The organism is Comamonas brasiliensis, assembly GCF_018292285.1.
Taxonomy (GTDB): domain Bacteria; phylum Pseudomonadota; class Gammaproteobacteria; order Burkholderiales; family Burkholderiaceae_C; genus Comamonas; species Comamonas brasiliensis.
On the sequence record NZ_JAANES010000002.1, the window covers coordinates 325,994 to 345,999 of the forward strand.

At 62.0% G+C, this 20,006-nt stretch carries 20 protein-coding genes; 3 read left to right on the forward strand and 17 right to left on the reverse strand.

The window, feature by feature from the left end; genetic code table 11:
• Positions 1 to 49 precede the first annotated feature (49 nt).
• Genes DJFAAGMI_RS09920 through DJFAAGMI_RS09940 form a run of 5 tightly spaced genes read right to left on the reverse strand, consistent with a single transcriptional unit; the run spans position 50 to position 3,826 of the window.
• Positions 50 to 2,293: a methyl-accepting chemotaxis protein gene (locus tag DJFAAGMI_RS09920; RefSeq protein WP_211457016.1), complete on the reverse strand. Its 2,244-nt coding sequence runs from the start codon at positions 2,291 to 2,293 to the stop codon at positions 50 to 52.
• A 19-nt stretch (positions 2,294 to 2,312) separates the two neighbouring features.
• The gene (locus DJFAAGMI_RS09925; protein ID WP_211457017.1) at positions 2,313 to 2,840 is read right to left on the reverse strand and encodes a chemotaxis protein CheW; all 528 of its coding nucleotides are present in this window, start codon (positions 2,838 to 2,840) and stop codon (positions 2,313 to 2,315) included.
• A 15-nt stretch (positions 2,841 to 2,855) separates the two neighbouring features.
• Positions 2,856 to 3,218, reverse strand: coding sequence for a response regulator (locus DJFAAGMI_RS09930; protein WP_003051510.1), 363 nt, complete (start codon positions 3,216 to 3,218; stop codon positions 2,856 to 2,858).
• Positions 3,218 to 3,622, reverse strand: a complete 405-nt coding sequence (locus DJFAAGMI_RS09935; protein WP_043006395.1) for a response regulator — start codon at positions 3,620 to 3,622, stop codon at positions 3,218 to 3,220. Before DJFAAGMI_RS09935 ends, DJFAAGMI_RS09930 begins: the two co-directional genes overlap by 1 nt.
• 51 nt (positions 3,623 to 3,673) lie before the next feature.
• Positions 3,674 to 3,826, reverse strand: coding sequence for a rubredoxin (locus tag DJFAAGMI_RS09940; RefSeq protein WP_034399566.1), 153 nt, complete (start codon positions 3,824 to 3,826; stop codon positions 3,674 to 3,676).
• A gap of 115 nt (positions 3,827 to 3,941) precedes the next feature.
• Here DJFAAGMI_RS09940 and thiD point away from each other — a divergent pair, with 115 nt between their 5' ends.
• The gene (gene thiD / locus DJFAAGMI_RS09945) at positions 3,942 to 4,910 is read left to right on the forward strand and encodes a bifunctional hydroxymethylpyrimidine kinase/phosphomethylpyrimidine kinase (RefSeq protein ID WP_211457018.1); all 969 of its coding nucleotides are present in this window, start codon (positions 3,942 to 3,944) and stop codon (positions 4,908 to 4,910) included.
• Positions 4,894 to 6,198, forward strand: coding sequence for a glutamate-1-semialdehyde 2,1-aminomutase (gene hemL / locus DJFAAGMI_RS09950; RefSeq protein WP_211457019.1), 1,305 nt, complete (start codon positions 4,894 to 4,896; stop codon positions 6,196 to 6,198). The genes thiD and hemL overlap by 17 nt, the downstream gene beginning before the upstream one ends.
• 163 nt (positions 6,199 to 6,361) lie before the next feature.
• Here the strand turns inward: hemL and DJFAAGMI_RS09955 are convergent, their stop codons facing one another.
• The 8 genes from DJFAAGMI_RS09955 to DJFAAGMI_RS09990 all read right to left on the reverse strand — a co-directional run bounded on the left by DJFAAGMI_RS09955 (position 6,362) and on the right by DJFAAGMI_RS09990 (position 14,554).
• Entirely contained in the window at positions 6,362 to 6,997 is a 636-nt protein-coding gene (locus DJFAAGMI_RS09955; RefSeq protein ID WP_211457020.1) for a DNA-3-methyladenine glycosylase I, read from the reverse strand.
• A gap of 138 nt (positions 6,998 to 7,135) precedes the next feature.
• Positions 7,136 to 8,620, reverse strand: a complete 1,485-nt coding sequence (locus DJFAAGMI_RS09960; RefSeq protein ID WP_211457021.1) for an amino acid permease — start codon at positions 8,618 to 8,620, stop codon at positions 7,136 to 7,138.
• Between the two features lie 569 nt (positions 8,621 to 9,189).
• Positions 9,190 to 9,900, reverse strand: a complete 711-nt coding sequence (locus DJFAAGMI_RS09965; RefSeq protein ID WP_249334130.1) for a phosphatase PAP2 family protein — start codon at positions 9,898 to 9,900, stop codon at positions 9,190 to 9,192.
• A 113-nt stretch (positions 9,901 to 10,013) separates the two neighbouring features.
• Positions 10,014 to 10,466, reverse strand: a complete 453-nt coding sequence (locus DJFAAGMI_RS09970) for a c-type cytochrome (protein ID WP_211457022.1) — start codon at positions 10,464 to 10,466, stop codon at positions 10,014 to 10,016.
• A 190-nt stretch (positions 10,467 to 10,656) separates the two neighbouring features.
• Complete coding sequence (purH, locus tag DJFAAGMI_RS09975) at positions 10,657 to 12,255, reverse strand: bifunctional phosphoribosylaminoimidazolecarboxamide formyltransferase/IMP cyclohydrolase (RefSeq protein ID WP_211457023.1); 1,599 nt, start codon at positions 12,253 to 12,255, stop codon at positions 10,657 to 10,659.
• 86 nt (positions 12,256 to 12,341) lie between these two features.
• A complete protein-coding gene (locus tag DJFAAGMI_RS09980) occupies positions 12,342 to 12,575 on the reverse strand; it encodes a Fis family transcriptional regulator (RefSeq protein ID WP_003051481.1) in 234 nt (77 codons plus the stop codon).
• Positions 12,572 to 13,636 (reverse strand): tRNA dihydrouridine synthase DusB, encoded by a 1,065-nt coding sequence (dusB, locus tag DJFAAGMI_RS09985; protein ID WP_211457024.1) that lies wholly within the window; start codon positions 13,634 to 13,636, stop codon positions 12,572 to 12,574. Before dusB ends, DJFAAGMI_RS09980 begins: the two co-directional genes overlap by 4 nt.
• A gap of 153 nt (positions 13,637 to 13,789) precedes the next feature.
• Positions 13,790 to 14,554, reverse strand: a complete 765-nt coding sequence (locus DJFAAGMI_RS09990; RefSeq protein WP_249334132.1) for a M15 family metallopeptidase — start codon at positions 14,552 to 14,554, stop codon at positions 13,790 to 13,792.
• Positions 14,555 to 14,733: 179 nt separating this feature from the next.
• On the opposite strand from DJFAAGMI_RS09990, the gene DJFAAGMI_RS09995 reads away from it, so the two are divergent.
• On the forward strand, positions 14,734 to 15,255 hold the full coding sequence (locus DJFAAGMI_RS09995; RefSeq protein WP_211457026.1) for a YqaA family protein: 522 nt from the start codon (positions 14,734 to 14,736) through the stop codon (positions 15,253 to 15,255).
• Between the two features lies 1 nt (position 15,256).
• Here DJFAAGMI_RS09995 and DJFAAGMI_RS10000 read toward each other — a convergent pair whose 3' ends face one another.
• The 4 genes from DJFAAGMI_RS10000 to DJFAAGMI_RS10015 form a co-directional block, all read right to left on the reverse strand.
• Positions 15,257 to 16,609: a carbohydrate porin gene (locus tag DJFAAGMI_RS10000; RefSeq protein WP_249334134.1), complete on the reverse strand. Its 1,353-nt coding sequence runs from the start codon at positions 16,607 to 16,609 to the stop codon at positions 15,257 to 15,259.
• 243 nt (positions 16,610 to 16,852) lie between these two features.
• On the reverse strand, positions 16,853 to 17,464 hold the full coding sequence (locus DJFAAGMI_RS10005) for a response regulator transcription factor (RefSeq protein ID WP_249334136.1): 612 nt from the start codon (positions 17,462 to 17,464) through the stop codon (positions 16,853 to 16,855).
• 1 nt (position 17,465) lies between these two features.
• Positions 17,466 to 18,563: a sensor histidine kinase gene (locus DJFAAGMI_RS10010; RefSeq protein ID WP_211457410.1), complete on the reverse strand. Its 1,098-nt coding sequence runs from the start codon at positions 18,561 to 18,563 to the stop codon at positions 17,466 to 17,468.
• A 101-nt stretch (positions 18,564 to 18,664) separates the two neighbouring features.
• On the reverse strand, positions 18,665 to 20,002 hold the full coding sequence (locus tag DJFAAGMI_RS10015) for a TolC family protein (RefSeq protein WP_211457028.1): 1,338 nt from the start codon (positions 20,000 to 20,002) through the stop codon (positions 18,665 to 18,667).
• Positions 20,003 to 20,006: the final 4 nt, after the last annotated feature.

Below are 20,006 nucleotides of genomic sequence, written 5' to 3' on the forward strand. Positions count from 1 at the left end.
CTTAACCCTCAAGGGTCGTGCATTTTTATGAGAGAAAGAGCCAGTCAAATCAGGCAATCTTGAATCGGGAAACGGACTGACGCAGCTCTTCAGCCATATGGGAGAGCTCGCGCACCTGCTGTGCAGTGGTACGGGTGCCCTCGCCGGTTTGCTCGGTCACGGCAAAAATGTGCTGAATGTTTTCCGCCACGCCGTTGGCCATATTGGCTTCACGCGAAGTGGAGTTGGAAATCTGCTCGATCAGCTCGGCCAGTCGGCGCGACACGCTGTCGATTTCAGACAGTGCGGTACCCGCAGAGTCGGACAGACGGGCTCCTTCGACCACGCCCTGGGTAGAACGCTCCATGGCGGCCACGGCATCCTGGGTATCGGTCTGAATGGCCTTCACCAGCGCGGCAATCTGTCGCGTGGCGTCGGCGGAGCGTTCCGCCAGACGCTGCACTTCTTCGGCCACCACCGAGAAGCCGCGACCGGCTTCACCGGCGGACGCGGCCTGAATGGCGGCGTTCAGCGCCAGCACGTTGGTCTGCTCGGTAATGTCCGAAATCAGTTCGGTAATTTCACCGATCTCCTGGGACGATTCGCCAAGGCGCTTGATTCGCTTGGAAGTGTCCTGAATCTGATCGCGGATGGAGTTCATGCCGCCGATGGCGTTCTGCACGGCCTTGAGACCCGAATCCGCAGCCTGCAGCGACTGACGGGCCACCTGGGCCGATTCCTGCGCCTGGGCAGAGACGTTGTTGATACGGCCGGCCATGTCCAGAATCGATTTGCCGGTTTCGCGAATTTCATGCAGCTGCTCGTTCGATGCTGCCAGCAGCTCGGTCGAGGTGACGTCCACCTGCTCGGTGGTCTGGGCCACGCGGGTCACGGTGTTCTGCACCGAACCCACCAGAGCGCGCAGCTCTTCCACCGTGTAGTTCACCGAGTCGGCAATCGCGCCGGTAATGTCCTCGGTCACGGTGGCTTCCTGCGTCAGATCGCCTTCGGCCACCGATTGCAGCTCGTTCATCAAACGCAGAATCGCCGCCTGGTTGGCGTCGTTGATGCGCTTGGCTTCCTGCTCCTGCAAACGGGCATCGACCTGGTGGCGCTCGGCTTCCTGCTGACGCGCACGGCTGTCCAGCAGCTGCACGCGCGAGATGCCGATACCGCTCAGAACCGCGGCCAGAATGGCCACGGCCAGCAGCGCCAGCTGCAGCATGCTGGCTCCGCCCAGTCCCTGCAGCGCCGTCTGCAGCTGCTCCAGCTGCTGACGCAGCGGTTCGCTGTCGTTGTTGATGCTGGCCTGCGCTTCACGGGCCGACACCAGACCTTGCAGATTGCCCAGAATGGCGCTGGCCTGCGTACGCGTGTCGTCGTACTGCTTGATCAGCGTCTCGAGCTGTTCGCGCACCTGGGGATCGCGTGCCGCCGAAAGCCGCATTTCGGCACTGCCGTTGAGCAGACCTTCGGAGATTTCCTTGAAGGAGTTCAAGTCCTTGCCGAGCAGGAACACCGCCTCGGGGCTCACGCCCTCCAGGGTCTGAAACTCGTTGGCAGACTTGGCAATCCGCTGAGTCAGCATCACCAGCTGGCCGGCAGCAGAGATCTCGGCCGCGCCGGCGCCCTGCTGCAGCTTCAGCGAGGAAATGGTTTCAGCGGTTTCCAGCAGGTCGGAGGACTGACGGTTGATGGTGCGCAGCGCCTCGCCCACCTGGGTCAGCGTCTTTTGCTGTCCGAGAATCAGCCCCGCACTCTTTTCCGCGCGCTCCATCAGGGTGCTGATGGAGCTGAGCTCGTCCTGCAAGCCGCCGCTCAGCGCATTCACGCCCAGATCGGAATCGCCGCCAGCCAGCGCTCGTACGTTGCGCGCCAGAACGCCGGCGCTGTCCTTGACGTCGGCAAACGCAGGAGCGGCCCCCGTCATGGCGATGGAGACCGACTTGGCCAGACGCTGCGACTGCATCAGCGCCTGACCGGTTGCCGCCAGCTGCTGGTTGGAGTTGTTGGCTTCGCGCAGCATCCAGGCCGACAGCACCACCAGCACCAGCACCGAGCCACCCAGCAGGGTGAACAGGGTGCGCTGGTGCTTGGCGGTCGTGGCCGTGCCGAGAATGGGCAGACTCACCAGCTCATCCGCACGGGCAGCCTCCTCGACGCCGAAGACGGAAGGTGCCCCCTGCACGCTGTTGAGCGAGCCGTCATACAGATCCTGTACGACCGTGTCTCCCATCATGCTGCTATCACCACTGGCGGCTGCCGCGATGGGCTTGCGTCGGAACAACTGATTTATTTTCTGTGCAAAGGACATAGCGCTGTATCCAGGAACCTCAAGCACGAATGCTCAAAAATTTGGCGGTTTGAGACAGGGGCTGCAATTTCAGCTCCTGCCAGCGGCGGCCGCTCGCATCGATATGGACGGCTCCAAAGAAACTCGGGGAGTGATCAGGCGCGGGCTCGGACCTGGAAAAAGCGTCTGCGGCACGCAGGCCCAGCAGACGATCGGCCAGCAGGGCTGCGTTGACCTCCAGAGCCGGATTGAAGGCCAGTAGACTGCAATCCATCAGCTCCTGCTCATTGCGGGCGTTGCCATGGCCCAGCAACTGGGCCAGGTCCACAACGCCCATCAGGGAGCCGCGCAGATTGGCGATGCCCAGAAACCAGGCCTGTGTGTAGGGGACGGGCTGAACGCCAGTCCAGGGGAAGATCTCTCCCGCCTGATTCAGCGGCAGCAAATAGTCCCGTCCGCCAGCCTGGACTGCCAGCCAGGCAGCCACGCTGACGCCTTCGCTGCGTGCTGCCTGCAGGCGCCCGGCCAGACGGGATTGAAGATCTCGGAGGGCTTCGCGGTTCGCCATAAGCAGCGCAGCTCGTTATAGAGCGGCGATCTTGGCTTGCAGCTCGGCGGCATCCACGGGCTTGGTGATATAGCCACGTGCGCCCTGGCGCATGCCCCAGACCCGGTCGGTTTCCTGATTCTTGCTGGTGCACATGATGATGGGCACATCGGCATACAGGGGATCGCGCGAGATGGCGCGCGTCAGCTGAAAGCCGTTCTGTCCGGGCATGACCACGTCCATCAGGATCAGATCTGGCTTGTCTTCGGCCAGACGCTTCATGGCTTCCTCGCCGTTTTCCGCAGTGCGCACCTGCAGGCCCTGCTTTTGCAGGATATCGCTCAGAGCCATCAGCTCCGTCTTGGAATCGTCAACGACCAGAACTTTTTGAATTGTCATCATGCAGCTCCCACATCTGCAGCTTGCAGCGCGAACTGTTGTACGGCTTGCAGCAATTGATCTTTGGTGAAGGGTTTGGTCAGGTAGTCCTGACAGCCCACCATGCGTCCACGGGCCTTGTCGAACACACCGTCCTTGGATGACAACATCACGACGGGCGTATTGGCAAAACGCGCATTGCGCTTGATGATGGCGCAGGTCTGATAGCCGTCGAGCTTGGGCATCAGAATGTCGCAGAAGATGAGTTGCGGCTGGTAGTCGTTGACCTTGGACAAGGCATCGAAGCCGTCATCGGCCAGAAGAACCTCGTAACCACCTTGCTTGAGGAAAATTTCAGCGCTGCGGCGGATGGTATTGCTGTCATCCACGACCAGAACGCGCAAAGGCGCAGCAGGTGCTGTCACGGTGAAATCCCTCCCAATTCGGTCGTCAATGGAATCGAGTGTCTCTGGCACTCAGATTTCCACCATTTCAAAGTCTTCCTTGCGCGCACCGCATTCCGGGCAGGTCCAGTTCATGGGCACATCTTCCCAGCGGGTGTTCGGAGCAATTCCATGTTCGGGGCAGCCTTGGGCTTCGTCATAAAGCCAGCCACAGGTCAAACACATCCAGGTTTTAGGGTCAGTCACAGCTTAAAGGGGCTTCACATAGAATGCAACGATTGTATCTAGTCACAACCCCGGCTCCCACCCTTGCATTCCCGGGTGCAAACTGGGGTGCGCCATGGCATTGAACCCCATCTCCTCCTCCCCCCCTCGCCGCACCCGCCAGGAAGAAGCGACAGAATCCGCTCCTGTCTGCGTGCTGTCCTTCAACAGCAGTGACCCCAGCGGAGCCAGCGGACTCTCGGCCGACATCGCCACCATCTCCTCCATCGGCGGTCATGCGCTGCCGGTGGCCTGCGGCGCCTACGCCAGAGACACGGCGCGCATCTACGAGCACTTTGCACTCGACGACGATGCGGTGACCGAGCAGGCGCGCACGGTGCTGGAGGACATTGCCGTCACCGCCATCAAGGTCGGTTTCGTGGGTAGCCCCGCCAATCTGGCGGCCATCGCCACGATCTCGTCGGACTACCCCGACATTCCCATCATCAGCTACATGCCGGACCTGTCCTGGTGGGAGGACGACAAGCAGGATCAGTACCTCGACGCGTTCAAGGAGCTTGTCCTGCCTCAAACCTCGGTGTTGGTTGGAAACCACAACACGCTGTGGCGCTGGCTGCTGCCGGACTGGGAAAACAGCCGTGCGCCCACGGCGCGTGACATTGCCATGGCCGCCGAGGCACTGGAAGTGCCTTATGTGCTGGTGACCGGCATCCCGCTGCCCGACCAGTTCGTGGACAACGTGCTGACCACGGCCCAGTCCGTATTGGGCAACAGCAAGTACGAGATGTTTGACGCCACGTTCACAGGTGCCGGTGATACGCTGTCCGCAGCGATCACGGCCCTGCTGGCCACCGGCAACGACCTGGGCGCTGCGACCCTGGAGGCGCTGGAATACCTGGACCACAGCCTGGATGCAGGCTTTCGCCCCGGCATGGGCCACTACCTGCCGGATCGTCTTTTCTGGGCACAGCCCACCGAGGACGAGGAGTCCGAAGACGAGCAGGCCGAAGACTCCACCGATGACGAACCCGACTCCAAGCCGATTGAAGGCTTTGTGATTCCCTCTCATGACACAAAACACTGATCTGAATACTGCACTGTTCGAGCGCGCCAAGGGCGTGATCCCCGGTGGCGTGAACTCGCCCGTGCGCGCGTTTGCCGCCGTGGGCGGCACGCCGCGCTTCGTCAAGCGTGCGCAAGGCGCTTATTTCTGGGACCAGAACGATCAGCAGTTCAACGACTACATCGGCAGCTGGGGCCCCATGATCCTGGGCCATGGCCACCCCGAAGTGGTCGAGGCCGTGCAGGCCGCAGTGCTCGAAGGCTTCAGCTTTGGCGCTCCCACCGAGCGCGAAGTGGTGCTGGCCGAGAAGATTCGCGCCCTCGTGCCGAGCATGGACATGGTGCGTCTGGTCAGCTCCGGCACCGAAGCCGGCATGAGCGCGCTGCGCCTGGCGCGCGGCTACACCGGCCGCAACAAGATCATCAAGTTCAACGGCTGCTACCACGGCCATGCGGACTCGCTGCTGGTCAAGGCCGGCTCGGGTCTGGCCACCTTCGGCGCCTCGTCCTCGGCCGGTGTGCCCGCCGATGTGGCCAAGGACACCATCGTGCTGGAGTACAACGACATCGCCCAGCTCGAAGAGGCCTTTGCCAAAATGGGCGGCGACATCGCCTGCGTCATCATGGAGCCGATTGCCGGCAATATGAACTTTGTGCGCGCCTCGGTGGACTTCACCCGCCGCATCTCCGAGCTGACCCGCGAACATGGCGCGCTGCTGATCTATGACGAAGTCATGACGGGCTTCCGTGTGGCCCTGGGCAGCGCACAAAGCCTGTATGCCAAGGAGATCGAAGGCTTTGCACCCGACATCACCGTGATGGGCAAGGTCATCGGCGGCGGCATGCCCATGGCGGCCTTCGGTGCCCGCCGCGAGATCATGGAAAAGCTCTCGCCGCTGGGCCCCGTCTACCAGGCCGGCACGCTGTCGGGCAACCCGATTGCCACGGCCTGCGGCCTGAAGACACTGGAGCTGATCAGCCGCCCCGGCTTCCACGCCGAGCTGCACCTCAAGACCGGTCACCTGATGCAAGGCCTGAAGGCCGAAGCCAATGCCGCCGGCATTCCCTTCAGCGTGGACTGGCAAGGCGGACTGTTCGGCTTCTACTTCCTGCCCGAGCTACCCACGCACTACGCCCAGGTCATGAAGACCGACGGCAAGGTCTTCAACAAGTTCTACCACGGCATGCTGGAGCGCGGCCACTACTTTGCTCCGGCGCTGTACGAGGCCGGCTTTGTCAGCGCCGCGCACAGCGACGAAGACATCGACCGCACCATTGAAGCGGCACGCGAAGTCTTCAAGACACTGTAAATCTCAGCCCGCCCACCAGGCCCTGCAGCCTATGTCTGCAGGGCTTTTTGTTTTTTGCGGCAGACGGTGACCGGACCTCGGCAGCCGGCCATCCCGGCCCAGCCATCGATGCCCTGCAAGCCACACGCCTGGGACAGCTGCCGGGGCCCACTCTGGAAGTTGCTCAGGGCCGCTGGAAAGCGGCTCTGGCGCGCTCCACTTCGGCTCTGGTGATGCAGCCCGGCGCATGGTCGTTGACCATGCCCATGGCCTGCATCAGCGCATACATGGTGGTCGGCCCGACAAACTTCCAGCCGCGCTTCTTGAGTTCCTTGGACAGGGATTGCGACTCCGGCGTCTGGGCCTGAATGGTCGTTCCCGTCGATGGCACAACCGGCTGATAACGCCAGAAGAACGCGGCCAGCGAGCCTTCGGACTGGACCATTTCGATGGCCCTCTGGGCGTTGTTGATCACGGCCTCGATCTTGCCGCGGTGGCGCACGATGCCCGCGTCCTGCAGCAGGCGCTGCACATCGGCCTCGCCGAACTGCGCGACGCGCCGGAAATCGAAACCCGCAAAGGCGGCCCGAAAGTTCTCGCGCTTGTTGAGAATGGTCAGCCAGCTGAGGCCGGACTGAAAGCCTTCCAGGCAGAGTTTCTCGAACAGGCGCTGATCGCTGTCCACCGGGAATCCCCATTCCCGGTCGTGATAGTGCACATAGCCCGGCGTGGCCAGACACCAGCGGCAGCGCTGCTGGCCATCTTCTGCGGACTGTGTGGGGGAGCGGGTCGGCGTGGTCTCGGTGGGTTCGGTACTCATGCCCAGCACTCTAACCAATGCAAAAGCCCTGCAGGGCGTTCCGTGCAGGGCTTTTGTTTTGATAGCTTCTTGCGACTGATATCAAACGATTTCAGATACAAAACATATTGAAATCAAGCAATACCATGCGCTTGTAGCTCACTTTTTATCCGCCTGAGCCAGGCGCGAATGGCGCATGCCATAGGCCATGTAGATCACCGCACCCAGCGCCATCCAGCCCAGAAAGCGCAGCCAGGTCAGCGTGGTCAGATTCAACATCAGATAAAAGCACAGCAGGGCCGAAAGCAGGGGCAGCACCGGCACCCAGGGCACGCGGTAACCGGTGCCGGCGTCAGGGCGCTTCCTGCGCAGCAGCAGCACGCCGATGCTGACCAGCACAAAGGCCGACAGCGTGCCGATGTTGATCATCTCCTCCAGCAGCTCCACCTTGGTGAAGCCCGCCAGGACCGCGACCACGGCGCCCACCATCAGTTGCAGGCGTACCGGCGTCTTGCGCCTGGCCGAGGTCACGCTCCAGCTGCGCGGCAGCAGGCCGTCACGCGACAACGCCATCAGGATCCGGGCCGAGCCCATGAGCAGCACCATGACCACCGTGGTCAGGCCCAGCAGCACGCCCACGGCGATCACCTGGGCGGCCCAGTTAGCGCCCACGCTGATGAAGGCGGTGGCCAGCGAGGGATTCTCGGCCTTGGCCAGCTCGGTATAAGGCACCATGCCGGTCAGCGCCAGCGTGACCAGGATGTAGAGCAGGGTCACCAGCGCCAGGCCGCCGAAGATGCCGCGCGGCAGCGTTTTCTGTGGCTCCCTGACTTCTTCGGCCGAGGTGGCGACCACGTCGAAGCCGATGAAGGCAAAGAACACCAGCGATGCGCCCGAAATCACGCCCAGCCAGCCGTACTGACTGGGGCGGGCACCGAACAGCCAGGCCAGCATGGGCTGGCCCCAGACATCGGCGGTCACGCCATGGCCTGCCACGGGCGGCTGGGCCGGCGGCACAAAGGGCGTGAAATTCTTCAGGTCCATATAGGTGAAGCCCACCACGATCACGAACAGGGTGATGGCGATCTTGATCAGGGTGAACACATTGTTGACGCGGGCCGACTCCTGCGTGCCCAGGATCAGCAGACCGGTGAACACCGCCACGATGAAGAACGGCCCCCACTCCAGGCTGATGGCTCCCAGATGCAGGGTGCTGGGAATGTCCACGCCTGCCGTGGCAAACACCGTGGACAGGTAGATGCCCCAGTACTTGGCGATCACCGCGCCGGCGGCAATCATCTCCAGCAGCAGATTCCAGCCGATGATCCAGGCCACGCCCTCGCCCAGCGTCAGATAGGTATAGGTATAGGCGCTGCCCGTGACCGGCACGCTGGAGGCGAACTCCGCATAGCACATGGTGGCCAGCGCGCAGGTGGCGGCCGCCAGGATGAAGGAGAAAATCACGGCCGGCCCGGCAAAGCTGCCCGCCGCGCGCGCGCCCACCGAGAAAATGCCGGCGCCCACAGCCACGGCCACGCCGAGAATCATCAGGTCGAACGCGCCCAGGCTACGTTGAAGTTGACGGCCCGGCTCGTCCGAATCGGCCAGCGCCTGTTCAATGGTTTTGGTTTTCAGCCACTGCATGCATATCTCCAGGCTTTGAGAACGTGTTTACGATCTCTACGCAGCCGCGTTGGCGCGCAATCGGGATGAGTTCGAAGCGATGGCTCGCCGCTTGCACCGGGGTGCAAGCAAGAGACAGCGCGCAGCAAATCGCCCGATTTCGCTCCAACCCTCCGGGACAGTGTCTTTGCGGGCAGTCTGCGGCGTTGCCTCGCCGGCCGCGCGAATCCTCGCAATAGCAGAGCTATTGCTGCGGTATCGCGCCTAGCATCCCATCCCGCAAAGCCTCTGTCGCGGCGCGAGGAGGTCGTAAACACGTTCTTAGCCACGCTTTTGGCGCGGCGCTTTCGGCCTGGTCCTTTTGTTCAAAACAGCATCCTAGGGATTTCACCAATAACGCGCAGATTCCCTGCAGCATCACCAGTCCGATTGCATGTTTTGTGCACGTCCGGCAGCACAGCCTTCGCAAAACCGACTAGCCAGTCGAGCGCTTCACGAAGCCTGCACAGGGCGCATGAACAGCGCCGCAGAACTGCATGCAAGCGATCACTGACGCAGGATTCGCAATCGGCCGGGCCTGCCCCGAAGACTCAGATACGCGGCGGCTGCGGCGGCACATCGGCCGGGCGAATCAGCACGCAGAGAACGGCCGTCAGCAGCAATGCCGTGACCACGTCCAGCACATGGTGCTGGTGCACCAGCATGGTGGAGGCGCAGATGGCCACACTCCACAGCACCATGAGCACGCACAGCGCGCGGCGACCGCGCGGCCATTGCGCCTGGCAGATGGCCAGACAGGTCAGCGCCGTGTAGACGATGTGCAGCGAGGGCAGCAGATTGTGCGGCTGGTCCACGAAGAACATGGTCGAGAAAATGCTGCGATAGGGCTCCAGCTCGGGGATCACGCGGTCGAAGGCCAGATTCGCCGGAAACAGCACAAAGACCAGGCCGCAGATCAGCGTGCCCAGCACCTGGCGCTTGCCCAGCGCCGCCGTGTCGGGCTGACCCACCAGCCAGAACGGCAGGGCCAGAAACGGGAAAAAAGAGAAATAGACAAAGATGAATTCCGGCACCAGCGGAATCATCGCGTCCCAGCGCGTGATGAAGTCATAGCGATGATCGCGCAGGCTGGCCAGCCAGTTGGCCGTGGGGTAGATCGCGTAGGTGGCGATATTCACCCAGATGGCCCAGAAGACAAAGCCGCGCTGGCGGGCCTGGGCATGCACAGGCCTGTGCAGGGCTTGATCGGCTTGGCTCACCACAGAAGCGGGCGCGGGCACGGGCGCGGGCGGTTTTCTCATGTGCGGATTATGAAAGCAAGGCCGGCCGCCCTGCGCAGGCTGCAAAGCAAAAAAGGCCACCAGCGCCAAGCGCTGGCAGCCTTTGAATTCACGCCGGATCTCGGCAACCCGGCCTATTGAGCCGCAACCGATGGCGCCTGAGCCGACAGCACCCAGCGGGCCATCTGCAGAGCATCGGCCTCGCTGATTTGCGGGTGGCGCGGCATGATCACATTGCCCCAGACACCCACGCTGCCGCTGCGAATCTTGTCTGCCAGATAGCTCTGGGCATCGGCTTGCGAGCCGTACTTCTGTGCGATCTCCGTAAAGCCCGGGCCCACAAATTTGCGGTCCAGACCATGGCAGCGCATGCAATCTGCGCCCTCCACCAGCTTTCGGGCCGCCGCCAGCTCGGGCTTGGCTGCCACCAGCGCATCGGCGGCCTTCTCGGCTGTGCTGACCCGCATGATGCGCCAGCCAATATTGGCCACGCCCAGGGCCGACGCCAGCATGACCAGCCCGATCAGCCAGCCAATCCAGCGCGGCCTGGGCGGATAGTTTTCTTCGTTGTCGATGGGATCTGTCATACCAAGCAATCACAGCTAAAAAGACAATGGCCAGCGAACGCCAGCCATTGAGCACATTACCCGAACAGGCATGTCCCATCAAAGGGACAGCGAGCAAGAGCCGCCTCGCAGCGAGGCTGTCGTCCCCCTCCGCGGCGCGCAGCGCCAGAAAGGGGGAAGGCGCGATAGCGCCTCAGGGGGTGTTTCCTGATCAATGCCTGAAATGACGCACGCCGGTGAACACCATGGCCACACCACGCTCGTTGGCAGCATCGATCACTTCCTGATCGCGCATGGAGCCGCCGGGCTGGGCCACGCAGGTTGCGCCTGCATCGACCACCACGTCCAGACCGTCACGGAAGGGGAAGAAGGCATCCGACGCCACGACAGTGTTCTGCAGCGACAGCTTGGCGGCTTCGGCCTTGATGGAGGCGATGCGGGCCGAATCCAGGCGCGACATCTGGCCGGCACCCACGCCCATGGTCATGCCGTTCTTGCAGAAAACGATGGCGTTGGACTTGACGAACTTGGCCACATTCCAGGCGAACAGCAGGTCGTTCAGCTCTTCGGGCGTGGGCTGCTTGACGGTCACGACCTTCAGGTCGGCCAGCTTGAGCTCGTGGTTGTCGGAGGTCTGCAGCAGCAGGCCCGAGCCGATGCGCTTGGACTCGATGGCGTTGCGGCCGTTGTCCCAGTCGGTTGCGCCGCCGGCGGGCAGAGCGATCTTCATCAGGCGCACATTGACCTTAGCCTTGAAGATTTCCAGGGCTTCGGCGCTGAAGTCAGGAGCCATCAGCACTTCGACGAACTGCTTGGACACGGCTTCGGCAGCAGCCTTGTCCACGGGGCGGTTGAAGGCGATGATGCCGCCGAAGGCGCTGGTGGGGTCGGTCTGGAAGGCCTTGGAATAGGCTTCGAAAGCATTGGCGCCCACGGCCACGCCGCAGGGGTTGGCGTGCTTGACGATCACGCAGGCAGGGGTGTCAAAGCTCTTGACGCATTCCCAGGCCGCATCGGCGTCGGCGATATTGTTGTAGCTCAGCTCCTTGCCCTGCAGCTGCACGCCCGTGGCCAGCGAGCCGGGAGCGGGGTACAGGTCGCGGTACCAGGCGGCTTGCTGGTGGCTGTTTTCACCGTAGCGCAGATCCTGCACCTTGATGAAATGGCCGTTGGACTGGCCGCCGAACAGAGCGCGCTCGGGCACATATTCTTCGCTGAGCTTTTCGTCTTCGAACTTGACGCTGGACAGGTAGTCGCTGATCGCTCCGTCGTACTGGGCAATGCGGTTGAAGGCCGCCACGGACAGTGCAAAACGCAGCTTGTTGGACAGCTTGCCGTTCGCCTTGAGTTCGGCCAGCACAGCTTCGTACTGGTCGGCGGCAGTGACCACGCCCACATCCTTCCAGTTCTTGGCGGCGGAGCGCACCATGGCGGGGCCGCCGATGTCGATGTTCTCGATGGCGTCGGCCAGGGTGCAGCCCGCCTTGGCCACGGTGGCTTCGAAGGGATAGAGATTGACCACCAGCAGGTCGATGGTCTCGATGCCATGTTCCTTGAGCGCGGCCATGTGCTCGGGCAGGTCACGGCGAGCCAGCAGACCGCCGTGCACCATGGGGTGCAGGGTCTTGACGCGGCCATCCAGCATTTCGGGGAATCGGGTGACTTCAGCGACTTCGGTCACGGGCAGGCCCTTGTCGGCCAGCAGCTTGGCAGTGCCACCGGTGGACAGCAGCTGCACGCCAAGAGCGTGCAGGGCCTGCGCAAATTCGACGATACCGGTCTTGTCAGAGACGGAGATCAGAGCTTTCATGGGCGTCAATTCAAAGTTTGGATAAAAACAAGCTGCAAGTGCAGATGGATCAGCGCTTGCAGCTATGGATTCGGTAGCCTCGTCGTTCAGAGCAACTCGTGATCGACCAGCTTTTTGCGCAGGGTGTTGCGGTTCAGGCCCAGCCATTCGGCGGCGCGCGACTGGTTGTTGTCGGCCTGGCCCATCACCACTTCCAGCAGCGGCTTTTCAACCAGACGAATCACCATGTCGTAGACATTGGCTGGTGTTTCGCCCTCGAGATCGCGGAAATAGCCCTCCAGGCTATCGCGAACGACTTGTTCTAAATTCTGATGGCTCATGCAGTCATTTCTGCCGGTTCATCCAGCTCGCTGCTTGCTTCAGCAGCGGCCGTGGCCGCCGGGATACGATCCATCTGCTGCCCCAAGGCATCCAGATAGTCGGCCACGGCCTGCCATTGCACCGCACAGTCCTCAATGGTGTTGATGTGTTTTCTGAACTCTTCCCCGCCCGGCAGAGCACGCAGATACCACGCAATATGCTTGCGGGCACTGCGCACGCCGGTTCCCTCGCCGTACAGGCTGTAGTGATCTTGCAGATGCTCGAGCAGCAGGCGGCGCAGCTCGGCTACCAGGGGCGCAGCCATATGCTCGCCGGTGGCCAGAAAGTGCGCAATCTCGCGGAAGATCCACGGCCTGCCCTGCGCTGCGCGGCCGACCATGATGGCGTCCGCCCCCGTGTAGGCCAGCACATCGCGGGCTTTTTCGGGGCTGTTGATATCGCCGTTGGCCACCACCGGCACCCGGACCGCCTGCTTGACGGCCGCAATCGTGTCGTACTCGGCAAAGCCCTTGTAGCCCTGCTCGCGCGTGCGTCCGTGCACCGTCAGCATCTGGATGCCGACATCCTCGAACTGGCGCGCCAGCAAGACAGCGTTCTTGTGTGTGTCGCACCAGCCCGTGCGCATCTTCAGGGTGACGGGCACGTTGTAGGGGCGTGCGGCCTCCACAACGGCCTGGGCAATTTCCACGGCCAGCGGCTCGTTCTGCATCAGGGCGGAGCCCGCCCATTTGTTGCAGACCTTCTTGGCCGGGCAGCCCATGTTGATGTCGATGATCTGCGCGCCGCGCTCGATGTTGTAGACGGCGGCTTCGGCCATCATGAGCGCTTCGGTACCGGCGATCTGCACGGCAATCGGCCCGGGCTCGCCTTCATGGTTGGCACGGCGGCTGGTCTTGAGACTGTTCCACAGATCCTTGCGGCTGGTCACCATCTCGCTGACCGCATAGCCGGCCCCCAAGGCCTTGCACAGCTGACGAAACGGCCGGTCCGTCACTCCCGCCATGGGAGCGACAAACAGACGATTTGCCAATGGAATATGACCAATGTGCAGGGCGGGCATGGAGAAATCTGGCTTCGGCGGCAGACAGGGTCTGGCGCAAACCGGGCGCTGGAAAAGAGGGCCGGATTATACCTGCCCAAAATTTCAGCAGAACCAAACGCCATGCATCACCCTGCGGGTCGAATCACTATCGGGTGCTGCGGCGCCGGCGCTTCAGTTGCTGCGCACCGGCATGTCGAAGTACTTCTCGGGATAGGGCTCTCCGACCAGCGTGTAGTGCCACCACTCCTCGGGCAGATTCTTCCAGCCGTTGCGCTGCATCAGGCTGCGCAGCCAGCGCCGGTTGTGCTGCACATCGGGCGACTGCTGGGCATTGTCGGTATGCGACTGCTCGTCAAACAGATCGAAGGGCGTGCCCATGTCCACCTCGATGCCTTCGGCCAGCGGGCCGCGCACCCACTTGCTGGCGCGCCTGGCATCCACCACCAGCAGCGTCACGTCCACGGTGCTGGCACGGCTGTGACCCGACTTCTCGGCGATATAGCCGCGCTTGAACAGCTCGCTCTTGGGCACGCGCGGGTAATACATGTCCTTGTTCTTCTGGTCGGCCAGATCACGACCCCAGCGCACAAAGTCGTCGACGGCCTTCTGCGGGCGGTAGCAGTCGTAGACCTTCAGGGCCAGGCCCTGCCCGGCCAGCTCGCTTTGAGCGGCGGCCAGGGATTCGGCGGCCGCGCGGCTGAGCCAGCATTCCCCGGCCTCATAGCCGGCCACGGGGCGGCCCAGGAAGTTGTGGCGCGTGGCATAGCGCATATCCTGGCGCACGCCCGGAGCCCGCGTCGCCAGCGGCACCAGATCGGCGGTGACTGCGGTTGCAGGTCTGGCACCAGATGGCGCTATGGTCTTGATTCCATTGACACAACCAGCTATCAAAAGCAAAGCAACAATCAGGCCTGCTGCCTGACTTGGTCGCGTCATTTTTTTCAGAGGGCCCAAAGCCATTCTTACTCCCATTAATCTGGCGTTACCGGACAACACCCGTGTACGCATTTGTAAAGGCAACCATACATCAGCAGCCTGCCACTATGGCTCATGACTGATGAATGACAGGAGGCAAAATTCAGGGAATTGGATGAGCCGCCTAAACTAGCCGCCCTATGGAAGCATGGATACATCAGTTGCTGCAATGGCTGACCCTGCCCGAGATGGGCCTGAGCACCGTGTTTGTCGTGGCCCTGGTCTCGGCCACCCTGCTGCCGCTGGGCTCCGAGCCCGTGGTGGCCGCACTGGTCTCAGCCAACCCCGACCTGTTCTGGCCCGCCATTGTGGTCGCCACCGCAGGCAACACGTTGGGAGGGGCCATCAGTTGGTGGATGGGACTGGCCGCCCACCAGGCTTGGAACAAGGCCAAAAAGCTGCGTCGGCATGGAGAGCCGCCCCCCCAGAACATGCACCACAAGTCGCGCTGGAACCGCATCGCCCGTTACTGGCTACGCAAGTACGGCGCCAAGGCCTGCCTGCTGAGCTGGCTGCCCGTCGTCGGCGACCCACTGTGTGCGGTCGCCGGCTGGGTGCGCCTGCCTTTCTGGCCCTGCGTCGCCTATATGGCAGTTGGAAAATTCCTGCGCTACGCCTTGATGACGGCAGGCCTGCACCAGATCATCCTGCGGTTTTTCTAGATCAGAACTCGGTATGCAAACGCACAGCCAGTGCGTTGACGGGTCCACGGTCCGCGTTGTATGCAGGGTTGCGGATATGCTGCCAGTCAAAGCTGATGCTGGATTGTTTGCTGATCCCCACGCTGTAGAACATCTCCAGAATGTTCTCAGGCTTATAGCTCAGACGCCCGTCGCCAATAAACGGACCCGTCCCGCCCTTTGCCAGATACTGGCGGTGTGTGGACGAAAGGAAATTGCGCGCCACGCCAACACCCAGCGTATCGTTCGCTCTTCCCCATTTGCGCCCCTGAATCAGCAGGCCTGCAGAAAGCGAGCGGTCGATTTCCGTGAAGGCATAGATTTCCGTTTTGCCATCCGCCCAGCTGCCACGAGCAAACAGGCCCACGTCATCGCTCAATGCCTGCTCCAGGTTGATGCCGACACCATGCTTGCTTCTGGCACCGTAGCGCGCGGCATTGAGATCAGGCACCCCTCCGGTCTGCGCCGCCAAGTTCAGGGCATCGTCATAGCGGGTCATCACAGCGTGGTTGCGGAATACCAAAGCCCGCAACTTGCCCGGCTGGCCCGCCAGCGTGTGCGCGTGAGCAACTTCCAGCTGATCGCCATAGTGTTTGAAAAATCGATAGTCCAGCGGCTGACCGTTGGGCTCCTTGGGCTGGATGAAGCGGCCGAAACGCACCTCCCAGTCATCGTGAAACCATTCGAGCACCGCACCCCAGCTATAGCCCCTGGCATCGGCTGCATAGTCAAACGCGCCTTGAGTCATCAGCGACCAATTCATGAACTGCGTGCGCGGATCATGGTTGTAGCGGTTGTCGTCAAAGACATCGATGACCGCCAGATTACCCACGGTGAGCACAGTACGACGCTTGTCCACCATGCCTGCCAACTGCCTTGCCTCTGACTCCACGGCCTCTTGCTCGCCGCCATGGCTCCAGGTCTGGCGCAAGAAGGCTCGGGCGCGATAAAGCTTCAATCTTGCGCCCGAAGTTTTAGCCAATTCCCCATTGGTAAAACCGCCCAGGCCAGTCAGTCCCGACAGCGGAATGCCCTGCGCGCCTTCCAGATCAAGATAGACCTCAGCCCCGGCCCAGGGACGGTATCCGAAAGATGCAGTGGTCGTGAAGGAGTAGCTGCGTTCACGCTCTGGCCGCAGGCTTTTCTCTCCGGTATAGGGGGCAAAAAAGGACGGTTTGCGCTGCCAGACATAGGTGGCCTGGAACTTGGCATTCCACTTCTCAGGCTCTATGGTTTCCCCACTCAAATCAGCTACCGGCCCTGCAGCAGCAGCTTCACTGCCGACCTGAGCTGACGCTGCACTCTGCTGCGCATGAGCGGTCAAACCCCATGTCATGCACAAGGACACCAAGCTACCGGTGCAAAGCTTGCCGAAAAAATTTTTGTTATTGAATGTTCTTTGCTGACGCATTGACAGCTCCTGGCGAGCCATCCATTGTGAACTGGCAACCCGCACATGCTCCAGAAAATTCATGCGCGATCGGCACATGGAAACCGACACGAACAAGTTTTACGTTCACCGTACAGGCACCTGCGACCCAGAAGGTGACTGCCCTGTGGGCCAACTAAGCGCCCACAATCAGCGAATGCTCAGCTTCTCCAGCATGCGCACCAAGTCGGCGACCGAGCCGGCCCCCATCTTGCGCATGGCTTGAGAGCGCCTGACCTTGATCGTGATTTCGCTGACATCCAACTCGCCTGCGATCTGCTTGTTGAGCAGGCCTCGCACCACTCCAGTCAACACGGACTGCTCTCCACTGGACAGCGAATTCCAACGCGAACGCAGCTCCAGCAACTGCCCATCCTGCGCACGGCGCTGGCGATCAATGGCAATGCCTTGCTGTATGGCATCCAGCAAATCCTGATCGCGAAACGGCTTGGGCAGAAACTCTATGGCCCCGGTCTTCATGGCTTCCACACTCATGGGAATATCGCCATGCCCGGTAATGAAGATGGTGGGAAAACGCAAACCCAGCTCCAGCATCTGTCGCCTGAACTCCAGGCCGCTTTGGCCTGGCATGCGAATGTCCAGCACCAGGCAGGCAGGCCCTTCAGGCGGGCTCAGTTCCAGATGCGTGAGGAAGTCCCGCGTTGCACCAAATGCCGATACGGACAAGCCCACGGACAGCAGCAAATCTTCGATGGCGACACGCACCGAGGCATCGTCATCGATCACATATACGGTTTCCATCTCAGCCAAGCTTTTTCCCTCCTGCTGCATCCCCTGCAGCCACGAAAGAGGCGATGGTGACATGGAACACAACTCCGCTGCGGTCGTCCTCACGATCGGTGGCCCAGATACGGCCACCATTGGCTTCCGCCATATTGCGGCAGATGTTCAGTCCCAGTCCCATACCCTCGCGCTTGGTAGTCCAGAAGGCATCGAAGAGATGGCTTTTTGCAGACATTGACAGCCCTTCCCCGGCGTCCGTCACCGTCAGCTCCAGCTGCTGTCCCAGGGACTGCGTGGCAACCATGATGCGCCGCTGCACGACCGGTGTGTCCTGCATGGCGTCCATCGCATTGAGCAGCAGATTGCCCAGTACCTGCAGAAACTGCACGCGGTCGCACCATGCTGGCGCCAACCCTGAGGCCAGTTGCAAGTCCATGGCAATGGAGCGCTGATTCAGATCGGCCCCCGAAAGATGCACCATCTCGCGCACGGCGTCATTCAGATCGAACTTCTGCTTGCTTGGTGCCTCGCCACGCGCCATGGAACGGATGCGCGCAATGACATCGCTGGCCCGCTGGGCATCGCCGAGGATGCGCTCCAGCGCCTGACCCGCCTTTTCAAGATTCGGCGGCTGCTGGGCCAGCCAGCGCTGGCAGGCATTGCCGCTGGTGACAATGGCTGCCAGCGGCTGGTTGACCTCATGCGCAATCGAGGCAGTCACCTGCCCCAGGCTCGTGGCCTGGGTGATGCGCAGCAGCTGGGTCTGTGCCGCATGCGCGGCATTCTGGGCCGCAACCATCTTCAGGCCCAGATAGGCCGTAATCACGATGGCCAGAATGCTGATACCGGTATTGATAAGCCCCGTGCGATAAGCACCAGCCGGGGTCAATGCAAAGCTGGCCAGGGTCAGTGCGATGCACAAGCCCGTGATGGCGATCACCAGCAGAGGATTGAACCAGCGCACTGCTACCAGAATGATGGCCGTATGAAAAACAGCTGCTGCCACCGCGTATTCGGTCAGCGTATCCAGCGCAAAAATGACGGCCATGGCCGCAGCCATGGCAAGCAGGATCAAGGCCTGGCGCAGATGCAGAAAGCGTTGCGGTTCGGCGGTCATGGCGTGCAAGGTCGTGCTCAGAACGTGAAAGATTCGACGATTGTGACTCATGGCACAGCGCATGATGTGCGCCCGCCGTCCCTGCTCGCCCGATTCACCCGTCACAGCGCAGGCCGCTGACCTATGCTCAGTTGCAGATCGACCGTGGCCTTGGCCAGATCGGCTTCGGCCTGCAGATAGCCCAGATAGGCATCATCGGCCGAGCGCTGAGCCGACAGCAACTCCAGCAACGAAGCTTCGCCATGGCGGTAGGACAGGCGAATGCTCTCCAGCACGCGCTGCGCATCAGTCAGCACATTGCTGCGGTAGCGATCCACGTTCTCCCTTGCTGCAGCAAAGCGGAAATAGGCCGAGCGCACATCGGTCTCGGCCTTGTGCTGCGACTGCTGCAGGCCCAGCATGGCCTGAGTCACGACAGCCTCGGCCTGCAGCACCTCGCCACGGTTCAGGCGCGAGAACGGAATCGGCACGCTGACCGATACCGACAGCATGCGCGAGCGGTTGCCCGCGTCATAAGGGTTGCCCTGGTTGTCGACGCCCGCAACCGTGGCCGGGATGGTGGCCATGCCCACGGCCAGCGTGGGATTGACCCAGCGGTTGGCCTGCGCCACGCCGGCGTTGTCGCGCGCATTGTCCAGCGTGGCCTGGGCCACCCGCACATCGCTGCGCGCATCAAGCGCCTGAACCACCAAAGCCTCGATGTTCTTGTTGTTGGCAAAGGGCTGGAAATCGCATTGCAGGTCTTCCGAGCTGAAAACCTCGGACAGCCTGCGTCCCAGAGGAACGCTCAGTGCCAGACGCGAAGTCTGGGCATCGGCACGTGCCTGAGTGACATCGGTCTGAAACTGGTCGCGCTCCACGCGCGACTGCCGCCATTCCACGGCACCGATGTCGCCAGCCTTGCGTCGCACCTCGTTGGCCTTGACCACATCGGACAGTGCCTTGAGTGTCTGCTCCTTGCGCTGCAGCGCCTGCTGGTCGCGGCAGGCCTGGGTGAAGTCCTGGGCCGCATCGGAAAACAGCTGAGTGCGAAAGCCCTCGACACCGGCTTCAGCCAGTCTCATCTGACTGCGCGCGGCACGGACGCGGGCCGAGCGCTTGCCGCCGGTCTCCAGTTCCATGCTGACTTCGTAGTTGCGGTTCAGTGGGCGCGGCGTACCGGCTCTGACCTGCTCACGCGAGACGCCCAGCGTCAGCTGCGGATCGGGACGTATGCCCGAGATACCGATGCCAGCCCTGGCCGACACCACGTTCTGTTGCTGGGACTGCAGGTCTAGGCTGTTCTGCTCGACAGCGCTCAGATAGTCGGCAAAGTTCAGCCCCGCTGCTGCTGACAGTGCCGGAGCCTGCGCGGCAGTCTGCGCCAGCGCAGCACCGCCCAGGCCCAGCGCTGCCAGCAGCAGGGTCAGGCACTTGAGGGAAGAAATGGGAAATTGCATGCTA

Bases quoted from the DNA above. Each gene is read 5' to 3' on its own strand.
- DJFAAGMI_RS09920 (WP_211457016.1), bottom strand. From the start codon at position 2,293: ATGTCCTTTGCACAGAAAATAAATCAGTTGTTCCGACGCAAGCCCATC.
- DJFAAGMI_RS09925 (WP_211457017.1), bottom strand. From the start codon at position 2,840: ATGGCGAACCGCGAAGCCCTCCGAGATCTTCAATCCCGTCTGGCCGGG.
- DJFAAGMI_RS09930 (WP_003051510.1), bottom strand. From the start codon at position 3,218: ATGACAATTCAAAAAGTTCTGGTCGTTGACGATTCCAAGACGGAGCTG.
- DJFAAGMI_RS09940 (WP_034399566.1), bottom strand. From the start codon at position 3,826: ATGTGTTTGACCTGTGGCTGGCTTTATGACGAAGCCCAAGGCTGCCCC.
- thiD (WP_211457018.1), top strand. From the start codon at position 3,942: ATGGCATTGAACCCCATCTCCTCCTCCCCCCCTCGCCGCACCCGCCAG.
- hemL (WP_211457019.1), top strand. From the start codon at position 4,894: ATGACACAAAACACTGATCTGAATACTGCACTGTTCGAGCGCGCCAAG.
- DJFAAGMI_RS09955 (WP_211457020.1), bottom strand. From the start codon at position 6,997: ATGAGTACCGAACCCACCGAGACCACGCCGACCCGCTCCCCCACACAG.
- DJFAAGMI_RS09960 (WP_211457021.1), bottom strand. From the start codon at position 8,620: ATGCAGTGGCTGAAAACCAAAACCATTGAACAGGCGCTGGCCGATTCG.
- DJFAAGMI_RS09965 (WP_249334130.1), bottom strand. From the start codon at position 9,900: ATGAGAAAACCGCCCGCGCCCGTGCCCGCGCCCGCTTCTGTGGTGAGC.
- DJFAAGMI_RS09970 (WP_211457022.1), bottom strand. From the start codon at position 10,466: ATGACAGATCCCATCGACAACGAAGAAAACTATCCGCCCAGGCCGCGC.
- purH (WP_211457023.1), bottom strand. From the start codon at position 12,255: ATGAAAGCTCTGATCTCCGTCTCTGACAAGACCGGTATCGTCGAATTT.
- DJFAAGMI_RS09980 (WP_003051481.1), bottom strand. From the start codon at position 12,575: ATGAGCCATCAGAATTTAGAACAAGTCGTTCGCGATAGCCTGGAGGGC.
- dusB (WP_211457024.1), bottom strand. From the start codon at position 13,636: ATGCCCGCCCTGCACATTGGTCATATTCCATTGGCAAATCGTCTGTTT.
- DJFAAGMI_RS09990 (WP_249334132.1), bottom strand. From the start codon at position 14,554: ATGACGCGACCAAGTCAGGCAGCAGGCCTGATTGTTGCTTTGCTTTTG.
- DJFAAGMI_RS09995 (WP_211457026.1), top strand. From the start codon at position 14,734: ATGGAAGCATGGATACATCAGTTGCTGCAATGGCTGACCCTGCCCGAG.
- DJFAAGMI_RS10000 (WP_249334134.1), bottom strand. From the start codon at position 16,609: ATGACATGGGGTTTGACCGCTCATGCGCAGCAGAGTGCAGCGTCAGCT.
- DJFAAGMI_RS10005 (WP_249334136.1), bottom strand. From the start codon at position 17,464: ATGGAAACCGTATATGTGATCGATGACGATGCCTCGGTGCGTGTCGCC.
- DJFAAGMI_RS10010 (WP_211457410.1), bottom strand. From the start codon at position 18,563: ATGACCGCCGAACCGCAACGCTTTCTGCATCTGCGCCAGGCCTTGATC.
- DJFAAGMI_RS10015 (WP_211457028.1), bottom strand. From the start codon at position 20,002: ATGCAATTTCCCATTTCTTCCCTCAAGTGCCTGACCCTGCTGCTGGCA.